This window comes from Lysobacter sp. BMK333-48F3, assembly GCF_019733395.1.
In the GTDB taxonomy this organism is placed as follows: domain Bacteria; phylum Pseudomonadota; class Gammaproteobacteria; order Xanthomonadales; family Xanthomonadaceae; genus Lysobacter.
Genome location: NZ_JAIHOO010000001.1, coordinates 2,774,408 through 2,785,927, shown reverse-complemented (window position 1 = coordinate 2,785,927; position 11,520 = coordinate 2,774,408). Strand labels below are relative to the sequence as shown.

4 protein-coding genes are annotated in these 11,520 nt (G+C 66.7%); all 4 read right to left on the bottom strand.

Annotation, left to right across the window (positions count from 1 at the left end; all coding sequences use genetic code 11):
- Nucleotides 1-24 precede the first annotated feature (24 nt).
- The 4 genes from K4L06_RS11770 to K4L06_RS11755 all read right to left on the bottom strand — a co-directional run bounded on the left by K4L06_RS11770 (nucleotide 25) and on the right by K4L06_RS11755 (nucleotide 11,088).
- Nucleotides 25-4,065: a right-handed parallel beta-helix repeat-containing protein gene (locus K4L06_RS11770; protein ID WP_221671562.1), complete on the bottom strand. Its 4,041-nt coding sequence runs from the start codon at nucleotides 4,063-4,065 to the stop codon at nucleotides 25-27.
- Nucleotides 4,066-4,425: 360 nt separating this feature from the next.
- Nucleotides 4,426-6,087: a M20/M25/M40 family metallo-hydrolase gene (locus K4L06_RS11765; RefSeq protein WP_221671561.1), complete on the bottom strand. Its 1,662-nt coding sequence runs from the start codon at nucleotides 6,085-6,087 to the stop codon at nucleotides 4,426-4,428.
- Nucleotides 6,088-6,541: 454 nt separating this feature from the next.
- On the bottom strand, nucleotides 6,542-8,824 hold the full coding sequence (locus K4L06_RS11760; protein ID WP_221671560.1) for a M14 family zinc carboxypeptidase: 2,283 nt from the start codon (nucleotides 8,822-8,824) through the stop codon (nucleotides 6,542-6,544).
- A 251-nt stretch (nucleotides 8,825-9,075) separates the two neighbouring features.
- Nucleotides 9,076-11,088 carry a proprotein convertase P-domain-containing protein gene (locus K4L06_RS11755; protein ID WP_221671559.1) on the bottom strand — a complete coding sequence of 671 codons (2,013 nt, stop codon included), beginning with the start codon at nucleotides 11,086-11,088 and terminating at the stop codon, nucleotides 9,076-9,078.
- Nucleotides 11,089-11,520: the final 432 nt, after the last annotated feature.

Genomic DNA, 11,520 nt, shown 5'->3' with positions numbered 1-11,520 from the left:
GGGGCGCAGCGCTCGACCTCGGCGCTACTGCACGGTGCAGGCGAAAGTCACCGCGACCGTATCGTTGAGCGCTATCGTTCCCAAGGTCACGCCACCGTCGAGCTGCGCCATGCTCAGGCTCGGCGACGGACAACCGGTACCGGCGCAGGTCGCCGGGCCGGGGCAGTCCAGGCCCACGCGTCCGGCAATCGGGTCGCGCAATATCGCACCAGTCACCGAGTCCGGCCCGGCGTTGCCAACCACGATGGTATAGCTCGTAGTCTGGCCGCGGACCAAGATGTCGTTCGCCTGATCGACCTCGCCGTTGACGCCCGGCGTGTTCGTCTTGGTGATCGTCAGGTCGGCCAAGGGCTTGCGCGTATTGCTGATTGTGCAGGTCAGGTCGTCGCCGGGCGCAGGCGTCACACTGAAGCTGGCGCCGCTGCCGCTCGGAGTCTGCCCTCCGGCCAGAGCATTGGTGCAGGCGTAGGCGCTGGTGTAGTTGCTCAAATCCCCACCCGCAGCGACGGATTCCGACAAGGTGTACGCGGTACCGGCGGTCACGGGGTCCGCGGTCACCGTACCGGTCGCCGTACTGCCGCTGCCGGTGGTGGTCACCGGCGCCGGGGCACCGGCACCAGCGATCTGCAATACGAATTGGTCGGTCGCGGCGAAGCGCCCTAGCGGCAGCGCCTTTTGCAAACGCAGCACGGCCCGATTGCTGTTGACGTAGGTGCAGGTCACCGTTTCGCCCGAATCGATGTCGATCGTCGCCAGACGATTGGCCAGGTCGACCACAGTGCCGTTGTCGGGATCGGCGCAGCTCAGGCCGGTCAAGGTCCAGTTGGCGACCACGCCTTCGGTCACGCTATAGCTGCCCGATTCCAGCCCAGTGAAGGTGCGCGTGTTCGGCAGGGTGCCGTCGACATCGTCGTCGAGGCTGAAGGCGCTCAGGCCGGTGCCGGCGGTGGTGAAGGCGAAGTCCTGGGCGTCGTTGGGCACCGCGTCCTTGACGATCACGATGGTGCCGGTCGGCGTGTCGGTGTCGGTGGCGCTGTTGTTGCTCTGTGTGGCGTCGCTGGTTCCAGCGCCAACCGCGACGTTGGCGACATTGGCCAGCGCGCCGGTCGCGCCCGCGGCGACGGTGCCGGTCACGGTGAAGGTGACGCTGCTGGCGGTGTTGTTGCTGTAAGGCAGCGACGGAATCGCGATCCCGCCGCCCTGCATCAGGGCCACGGTGGTGTTGGCCACGCTCGGGCAGACGCCGCCGCCGGTCGGGCTGCCGCAGGTCACCGAACTCACCGTGAAATTGGCGATCGCCGGATCGGTGAACACCGCGTTGGCGGCACCGAACGGGCCGGCGTTGGTAACCACGACGGTGTAGGTGCGCGCCGTACCCGGCGTGTAGCTGTCGTTGGCCAGATCGTTCGGCCCCGACGCGGGCGTATTGGTCTTGGTGATCTGCATGTCGGCGCCGAAGGTGATATTGGCGGTCGGACAGTTGGAGCCGTCGTTCGATTGCGAACCCGGGGCGCCGCTGATCAGGGTCGCCGCGCCGGTGGCCAGGTCGAATTTGTAGAAGCCGTTGGGCGGGTTGTTGCCGGAACCGTACAAACCGTTCGGTGCGCCGTACATGGCGCCGAAGAAGCCGGCCGGAAGGCCGTTCGGCGGACCGATGTTGGTCACCGCACCGGTGCTTGGGTTGACCGAGACCAACTGCCCGCCGTTGGTGACGCCATACAGCAAGCCGCCGACCCAGGCCCAATCAGCGATATTGATCGCCGCGCTCAGACTGATCGGCGTCGCGGTCAACGTGGTCACGTTGATCGCGTACAGGGTCGTGCCGGCGGCGACGTTGCTCTTGACGTAGAGGATATTGCCGGCAGTGCCGAACGCGCCGGTAATGTAGACCGCCGACGGCAGTCCGCTGACCGCGCCGAGACTGACAGCGCTGCCGTCGGCGCCGATCTTCACCAGTGTATTCCCGGCCGGATTGGTGATCAGGCCGTATTGGTAGTTGTCGGCCGGGTTGTAGCCGACCGCGTTGTAGGTCGAATTTGCGATGCCGATCGGATTGAACGTCAGCGGATTGGCGTTGGTATCGATTTGGTACAGCGTAGTCGGCGTGGTGCCATTGGGCGACTGCTCCAACCACAGCCGCGAGTCGCAAGTGCCGAAACTGGGCTGCATGCCGTCGATGTCTGAAACCGTATTGTCCGCGCTCGCGCTTTCGGTCACCCCACTCGGCGCGGCGACGCTGGCCGTATTGGTCAGATTTCCGCTCGCGCCCGCAGCTACGGTCGCATTGACGGTGAAGGTCACGCTTCCGCCCGGGGTCAGTGTGGGAATGACGATGCCGGCGCCTTGCATCAGCGCCACGGTGGTGTTGGCGGCCGAAGGACAGGCGGAGCCAGCGGTTGGGCTGCCGCAGGTCACGCTGCCGACCGTCAATCCGCTCACGGCCGGATCGGTGATGACGGCGCCGCTCACCGACGTCGTCCCAGCGTTGGTGACCACGATGGTATAGGCGATGGTCTGGCCCGGCGTATAGATGGTCTGGCCGTCGGTTTTGGTGATCCGTAGGTCGGTGGAGGAAGGACCGTTGAACTCCGAGGTGGCGCCGCTGGTGCAAGCCGCCGTCAGGCAGCGCGTCGCGGTCATCCGCAGGCTGGCCGCGTTCACTCCTGCGATCGTGCAGGTGCTGGGTGCGGTGGCGCTGAATGTGATCACGATGCAGCTTCCAAGCCAGCTCTGCCCCTCGCCGAAACCGGTCGGATCCAGCCCGCTGGCGTTGTTGTAGAAGTCGATGCGGTAACCGTTGGCGTTGGCGTTCGTGCCCAAGGTGAAGCTGACCGCATTCCCGGCGATGCCGGTGATCACAGGGAAATTCTGCAACCCGTTCGAGCCGGTGTCGGTGTCGCCGACGTCGTTGGCGGTCACGCCGCTGGCGCCCAGGTCGATGCCGAGGCCACCGTTTCCGGAAATGCGGGTATTGGCGGCGATGAAGTTGTTCTGCGCATTGACGCCGACGACGGCGACGCCGGCCCCGCCGTTGCCGGTTATGGTGTTACCGGTGATCGCGTTGCCGGCGATTCCGCCGGCCCCGGTCGAGCTCAACCGGATCCCGCCACCGCCCATTCCGGTGATGCTGTTGCCCTGAATGGTATTGCTGTTGGTCTGCGCCCCTTGGGTATCGGTCAGGCAAATGCCCGTACCGGTTCCGCCGGACAGGGTGTTGTTGGTGATGGTGTTGTTGCTGGTATTTCCGGCCGCGAAATTCTGATACAGATTGATTCCGCAACCGTTCGACGCCGACAGCTGATTGTTGCTGATGGTCACGTTGCCACCGCTGCCCAGACCGATGCCGCTATTGGTCGTGGTCGCGTTGATGACGTTTCCGGTGATGGTCCCGTTGTATCCGGCGATGGCGACGAAGTTGTAGTAGCTGATGCCGTAAGCGAAGCTTCCGTTCAGCGTATTGTTGGTGACGCTGCAATTGTCGCTGTCCAGGCACCGGATGCCGTCGAAGGTCGTCACGCTCCCTGTCAACGTATTTCCGGCAATCGTGACGTTGGCCGCACCGCTCTCGACGGACACGAAAGTTTGGTTGAAGTTCGTAATCGTGTAGTTCTGCAGCACACTGCCGCTGGCGCCGACGCCGGAAAATCGGATAGCGTTGTAGCTTCCGCCACCACCGTTGAGAGTGATGCCGCTGTTGTCCATGCTCAGGGTACTGGTGACTGACGGCAAGGCCGAGGTGACGTTGATCGTTCCCGAAACGCTGAACGCGATCGTGTCGGCCACCCCGACGGTCAGGTTGGCCGCCGTTATCGCCGCACGCAACGTGGTGCAGCTGAAGTTCGGACTGACGCCAGAGCAACTGCCGGCGCCGTCGCTGAGGCTGGTCACGGTGTAGGTGGCGGCGAGCACCGAGCCGGCCCACGCGTACAGCACCCCAGCCAGCGCCAGGGCCGCGGCGTAGCGACGCAAGCGGCTCGGTCGGCGAGCAGTGGTCTTGGATGCCGCGAAGCCCCCCGCCATCTCCGCCCAGGCATGCGCCGCGGCGATCCAAGTACGCAAGTTCATGTTGTTCTTCCCCCTGAGCTGGCCCGGTGCGAAACCGCGCCGCCCCGCCGCTGCTCCGTGCCCTGGGGCATCCGAAGCAACGGCGCGACCGACGCGGCAGCGCGCTGTTACAGGGGAAAGTAGAAATGCGGCCCCGCGAGTGGCAGGAACAATTCACTGATCGTTCATGCTCGAGATGCGGCCGCAGGCGCTGCGCGACGCATCGGGGCTGGTTGCGAGAATGAAACAAGATCGGAGCGACGCGAGGTCCCGCTTGCGTCGATCGATACGGAAAATTCCTCGGGAGTACGGACGCGGAAATCCGCCTCGGGCTCGATCGAAGCGCCCCGGCCGGGTTCGACCCGGCCGGGGCGCCGGCTTTCAGAAGGTAATGCTCCAGGTATCGATGCGGCCAGTGTCCTGGCTGGCGTTGTCGTTCACCCGCAGCTTCCAGGTGCCGTTGAGCGGTTCGCTGGACAGGTTGAAGGTGAAGGTGCCGGTCACGTTGTCGGCGCTGCCGCCGGCGCGGTTGCTGATGTTGTAGAGCGAGCCGTCCGGCGCGACCAGGTCGACCTTCAGGTCGCCGCGGTAGGTGTGGACGATGTTCACCGACACCGAGGCGCTGGTCGGGGCGTTGCCGGTGCGGCCGGAGACCGTGATCGGGCTGTCGACGGTGGCGTTGTCGTTGACCGCGTAGTCGGCGCCGTTGGTGTAGGTCTGGGTGCCCGGACCCGGGCCCGGGCCGGTGCCGGCGGTCTTGCCCAGTTCGCCGAGGAAGGCCAGGCCGAGCTTGGCGAAGGGCACGCTGTTGGTCGCCGAGTTGCCCATGTTGGACAGCTTGTCGTTGGGCGTGTGGATCGAGGAGAAGTAGCCGCCGCTGCTGTTGCCGCCCTCGAAGTAGATCGCCGCCGGGAATCCGGCTGAGGTCCAGGAGGCATGGTCGGAGCAGCCGTAGCCGCAGGTGTAGCTGCCGAGGGTGCCGCCGAGGTAGGTCGAATGCAGGTCACGCAGGAACTGCTGCAGGGCCGAGTTCGAGTAGTCGCTGACCAGGCGCACTTCCGGCGTGCCGCTGGTGCGGTAGTTGGTCATGTCCAGCTGCAGCACGCCGACCACGTTGACGCCGCGGTTCTTGAAATCGGTGGCGATGGCCTTGGAGCCGCGCAGGCCGACTTCCTCGGCCGCATAGCCCATGAACTTGATCGTGCGCTTGGGCTTCCAGCCGCTGGCCAGGGCGATGCGCGCCACTTCGGTCAGGGTGGCGATGCCGGAGGCGTCGTCGTCGGCGCCCGGCGCGGTCATCGCGTCGCCGCTGCCGGTGCTGGAGATCGAGTCCAGGTGCGCGCCCAGCACCACCACTTCGTTCGGCAGGTCCGTGCCCTGGATGGTCAGGATCGCCGAGGGCTGGGTCGAGCAGGTGGTGCAGCCGGTGTAGAGCTCGGCGCTGACGTCGCTGCGGCCGTTGGCCAGGCTCAGCCAGTTGTCCTTGATCCAGGTCGCCGAAGTGCGGCCGTGGGTCGAGGCGTAGTAGCGGTTCGGGTACGAGGTCGACAGATGGTTGATGGTGCCGCGGATGTTGGCCTCGGCGACCTGGCTCAGCCACGGCGTCACTGTGGCCTGGTTGTCGATGGTATAGGTCGCGAACTGGGTCGCCATCGCCTGCGCGGTGCGGTCGTTGCGGACGAAGGCTTCGGCCTCTTCGCGGCTGTCGAAAGCGACGAAGCCGCCGCAGCGCTTCTCCTTCTCGTGCACGTGGTGGGTCACGTCGGTGAGCTGGTGGGTCTTGAGTTCGGCGATCACCAGCTTGGCGCCGGCGCCGTTCTGCACGCCGGTGGAGTTGCGGGCCAAGGTCTTGACCCCGGCGTCGTAGGTGTCGCGCGAAGTGACGATGAACACCGGCTTGAACGGGTCTTCGCCGGGGCTCAGCCGCGACTGGTCGTGGACATGGGCCTGCGCGGCAGCGGAAGTCTGTGCGGCCGCCGGCGCGATGGCGGCGGACAAGGCGAGAGCGAGCAAAGCGGGCAGCGGGGCGACGTGCTTGTTCACGAAAGCGCTCCTGGGTTCGGCGTCGCCGACCGGGTGCGTGCGGGCACCGGCGCAGGGACGCGATGGGCTGGAATGACGGCGATGCAACGCGGGCCGTCGCGAGGAGTTGCCGGGCGGGAAAGCGATGCCGAAACGCGCGGGGGAAACGTTCCGAAGCACCCGGGACTCGACCCTAAGCGCGCAACGATGTGACGGACAAGCGACAACCTGTCCGAGCGCACATTCGCGTCCGTGACTGCGGTCATGCATACGCACCGTAACCGCTTACGGTGCGCCGGCGCATGTCCGATGCGAGCGAAAAACCCCGGAATTTTCTCTATTTCCATGAACGAAAAGCGGCGCACGCGGATGCCGCCGCGAGCGCGCGCAGTGCGCCGAAACGACGAACCCCGGCCGGAGCCGGGGTTCGTCGCGACGCGGTGATCGGCGGTCGATCGTCGTTCCGATCGTCGGATCAGAAGGTGATGCTCCAGGTGTCGATGCGGCCGGTGTCCTGGGTGGCGTTATCGTTGACCCTTAGCTTCCAGGTGCCGTTCAAGGCTTCGCTGGACAGATCCTTGACGAAGGTTCCGATGACGTTGTCGGCGCTGCCGCCGCTGCGGTTGTGCAGGTTGTACAGCGTGCCGTCGGGCGCGACCAGGTCGACTTTGATGTCGCTCTTGTAGGTGTGGTAGATGGTCACCGCCACCGAGGCGTTGCTCGGCGCGTTGCCGCTGCGCCCGGACACGACGATGCTGCTCTCGACCGTGGCGTTGTCGGGGATCTGCACGTCGTTGTCGTTGCGGTAGGTCTGGGTGCCGCTGCCGTCGCTGACCGTGACCGAGGCGGTCTTGCTATGGGTGGCGCCGTCGTCGTCGGTGACGGTCAAGGTGACGCTGTAGGTGCCGGCCGCGGCGTAGGTCTTGCTCGGGCTGGTCGCGGTCGAACTGGTGCCGTCGCCGAAGTTCCAGCTGCGCGAGACGATGCTGCCGTCGCTGTCGGTCGAGCTGTCGGTGAACGCCACCGTCAGGCCGCTGGCCGACGAGCTGAAGTTGGCCACCGGCGGGTTGTTGCCCGGCCCGGTGCCGCCAACGGTGAAGCGCACCGCGTTCGGCGTGCCCGGCTTGCCCGCGGCGTCGGTGCCCTGCACGTACAGCGTGTGCACGCCCTGGGACAGACCGGTGGTCGGGATGCTGCCGGTCACCGTTTCGCGGCTGGCGTTGAAGCTGCCGTCGCTGGCGTTGAGCGGATAGGACACCGCGCCCGCCGCCCACGGCGGCGCGTCGAGGTAGGCGCGGGCCGAGGCGATGTTCTGCACCGGCTCGGTGCCGTTGCTCTGGTTGAACACGCTGTCGTCGACGGTGGCGGTCAGCGACACCGGCGTGCCGGCCGGCACCGTCGCCGAGGCCACCGACACCGCGACCGTGTCCGGGCCGGACGGCAGCTTGTACGGCGCCCACAGGCTGCGCGCGGCGTAGCGCAGCGACTTGAGGTTGTCCGGCAAGGTGGTGCCGGTGAAGGTGCTGCAGCTTTCGAAGAACGACACGCCCAGCTCGATCGTGTAGGCCGGCACGCCGAGCGAGCCGTACATGGTGTCGTCGGTGGTGCCGTCGGTGGCGTACAGCTCGTCGGACTGCTGCGGTCGGTAGTTGTTGTGGTAGGCCATGCGCCGGCCGAGCGCGCGCAGCGCGGCGCTGTTCGGCGCCGGATTGCTGGTGTCGCCCCAGGACCACAGCACCAGTTGGGCGGCGCTGTGGATGTCCATGAAGATGCCCTGGTAGTCCTCAGGCGCGGCGGTGTTGACATCGTCGGGACGGCGATCGGGGAAGATGCCGCCGGTATAGACGCCGTTGCTGCCGCGGGTGCCGGCGACCAGGCGCATCAGGTTCTGCGTCTCCGGTTCCGAGGCCGCGGTCGGGCCGCGATAGGTCTCGGCGCAGGCGTTGCCGCTGGAGCCGCCGGCGGCGCTGTTCCAGTGGTAGGGGAAATTGCGGTTGAGGTCGGTGCCGTAGGACGAGGCGCTGCAGCTGCCGTTGGTGTTGTTGACGTTCTTGCGCCAGGACGAGCCGGCCTCGGCCTTCTTGCGTCCGTCCGGGTTGGCCTGCAGCACGAACTGGAAGGCGAAGTTGTCCAGCAGCCAGGTCGCTTCATCGTTGCTGCCGTAGCCGTTGGCCAGCCATTCGGCGAAACGGGTGACGGTCTCGGCCGGGGTGTATTCGCGGGCGTGGATCGAACCGAACAGGACCAGGTTCGGCTTGTTCGGCAGCGCCGCGTCGGTGGCCGAGTTGGTCAGCTTCAGCACCTTCATGTCGTAGCCGGTGCCGGCGCTCTGGGTCTTCTGCCAGCTCGGGCCGATCGTCCGCACGCTGGCGAGCTGCGGCTTGCTCGCCGCCAGCTGGTCCATGGTCTGGTAGGTCTCTTCGACCGTGCGGTAGCAGGCGTAGCCGGGAATGCTCTTGATCCCCAGGGCCGAGCTTTGCAGCGCGCTCTGCAGGCGCTGCAGCTTTTCGGTGCCTTCGCGGTCGATCTCGTAGCGCAGGCCGGCGCGGCGCAGCGCGTCCAGGTCTTCCGGCATCGCTTCGATCTTCACCGTGCGCGCGTTGCGGTCAACGATCAGGTGCTGGAAGCGCGACGCGATGCGCTGCAGCTGGGCGGGATTCTGGTAATGGGCGGTGACGAAGACCGGCAGGTCTTCGGCGGACGCGTGGCCGGCGGACAAGGCCAGCAACAGCGGCAACGCGGCGGATCGGATGCGCATAGGGAGTTCTCCATGAACCGGTGCGGTGGGCAGGCAGCGTCGCGGGGCAGCGCGCTGCGACCATGCTGTGGATGGGTGCGACGCACTGGCAAGCGCCGCGCGGCGCGCGGCCGATGCGCTTTCGTGATATCCGCAGCAGAACGCCGCTGCGATCGCCGGAGGCCGGCGGCGTCCGCTCGTCGCGGTACGGACGCCCTGAAAAAACGCCGCGGCCCGAAAGCCGCGGCGCGGTGCGGATCAGACCGCGTGGATCAGAAGGTGATGCTCCACTTGTCGATGCGGCCGGTATCGGCCGTGGCGTTGTCGTTCACCCGCAGCTTCCAGGTGCCGTTGAGCGCTTCGCTCGACAGGTCCTTGGTGAAGGTCTGGATGATGTTGTCGGCGCTGCCGCCGGTGCGGTTGTGCAGGTTGTAGACCGTGCCGTCCGGCGCGACCAGGTCGACCTTCAGGTCGCTGCGGTAGGTGTGGTAGATCGTCACCTGGATCGGCGTGGTGGCCGAACCGTTGCCGCTGCGGCCGGAGACCGTGATCGGGCTGTCCACGGTGCTGTGGTCGGCGATCGCGTAGTCGGTCTCGTTGCTGTAGGTCTGCGTGCCCGGGCCGCCGGACACCGTGACCGTGCCGGTCTTGGTGTTGGTGGCGCCGTCGTCGTCGGTGACGGTCAGGGTGACCGTATAGGTGCCGGCGGCGGCGTAGGTCTTGCTCGGGTTGGTCGCGGTCGAGGTCGTGCCGTCGCCGAAGTTCCAGCTACGCGAGGCGATGGTGCCGTCGCTGTCGGTGGAGCTGTCGGTGAAGGTCGCGGTCAGGCCGCTGGTGGTCGAGGTGAAGTTGGCCACCGGCGGGTTGTTGCCCGGCGTGCCGCTCGAGTCCAGACCGTCGATGAAGGTCTGGCCGGTGCCGCCCGCGTCGAGCCAGTCGCTCAGGCGCGAACCCGAAGCGCCGCCGCCGGTCCAGGACACGAACACGCGGCCGTAGTAGTCGCTGCGGTTGTCGCCGGTCGCCGAGCAGCTCGACGGGCCGCCGTGCAACTGGCCGATGACACGCTTCTCCGGGCTGTACAGCGGCGAACCCGAGGAGCCCGGCTCGGTGACGCCGCCGGTGGGCTGCCACTGCGAACGCAGGTGGGTGGTGCCGGCGCCGCCGCCCCAGGCGACGAAGGTGGTCGGCTGCACCGACAGGCTGATGCGCTTCTCGGCGACGTTCGGGTGATGGATCGCGATCGAGCTGGCGAAGTTCTGGTCGCGGCGGTCCCAACCGGCCCAGAACAGGTTGAACGCCGGGTTGGCCGGGGTGTTCAACTCGAGCAGGGTGAAGTCGGAGGTCGCGTAGGTCGCCTTGACCGTCGAACCCGTCTGGTTCTGGCTCATCGAGCCGTCGCCGTTGGCGCCGCTGGCCGGGGTGTTCGGCGCGCGGCAGGTCGAGTTCTGGTAGTTCCAGTACACCACGATGCTGGCCGCGGTCGAAGCCGTGCCCATGCCGCAGTGGTGCGCGGTCAGGAAGTACATCTTCTTGTCGTTCGCGGTGTTGTTGACCAGCGAACCGGTACAGGCCAGCGAGCCGCTCTTCGAATAGGCCGCGACCGAACGGATGATGTCGCGGCGGCCGTCGCCGTCGGGGCAGACCACGTCGACGTTGCACTGGCCCGACACGCCCTTCTCGCCGCTCTGCGCGGCCAGGCGGCGCGCCAGCGGACCGAAGCCGACGTAGTCGTGGTTGACCTTGGTCAGGTGCAGCTTGAGTTCGCTGGCCTTGGCGCGCGGAACGACCACTTCGATCACCGCCTCCTCGCCCGGCACGATCGCGGTCCACAGCTGGCCTTCGGCGTTGTTGTTGCTGGCGTCGTACTGGCTGATCAGGCTGCGATCGCCGCCCGCCATCTGGGTGGCCGGATACACCAGCAGGCGACCGCCGGCCGGCATGTGGTATTGGGTGAAGCCGAAGTTCAGCGACAGCGCCTTGTTGGAACGCACGCGCTGGCGCCAGACCAGGGTATCGGCGTCGATGCTTTCCCAGACGCCGGAGTTCTGCGGCGTCATGTCGACGGTCAGCGGCTGGGCGAAGCGCGGGATGTCGCCGCGCGCTTCGCGCACGCGATCCTCGGCTTGCAGCTTGGGAACGTCGACCGCCGGCATGGTGCGCAGGCTGATCCTGTCGACGCTGGACAGATTGGCGTGTTCGAACGCGGCGGGCCGCGACGCGGGTGCCGCGAGGGCGGCGCTGATCGACATTCCGAGCAACATCAGGGAACCACAGAATCGTTTCATGAGTCTCTCCGTCCGTAGTAGAGGCAAAGACCCGCGACGCCGAACGAGGCGTTTCGGTGGCGATGGCGGCGGGTCAGGCGATGGGAATCGAATGCTCCAGCACGTGATGCAGGCAATGCCGCATGCTTCCCCCAAGCGTGCGTGTTCAACGGCGACGACGCGTGGCCGATCGGTGCGCAGCCGGCGCGACCACGGCGCGACTCTGAGGCAGGGCCGTCGCGCACAACAAGACGCAAATCCGCCGAGTCCACATCGCATCCGTGTGTTGCGTCACGCATACGGCGAAGATTTGTTTCGATTGAAATCGGTACCTGCGGGCGGAAATCGAAATTGAGAACCCGTCCGCGTTCATGAAGCCGCCGCGCTCACACGTCGGCGGAACTTCGCCGGCGAGCGGTTGCTTGCGGGGTACGAGCGGCGCACGCGGCGCTG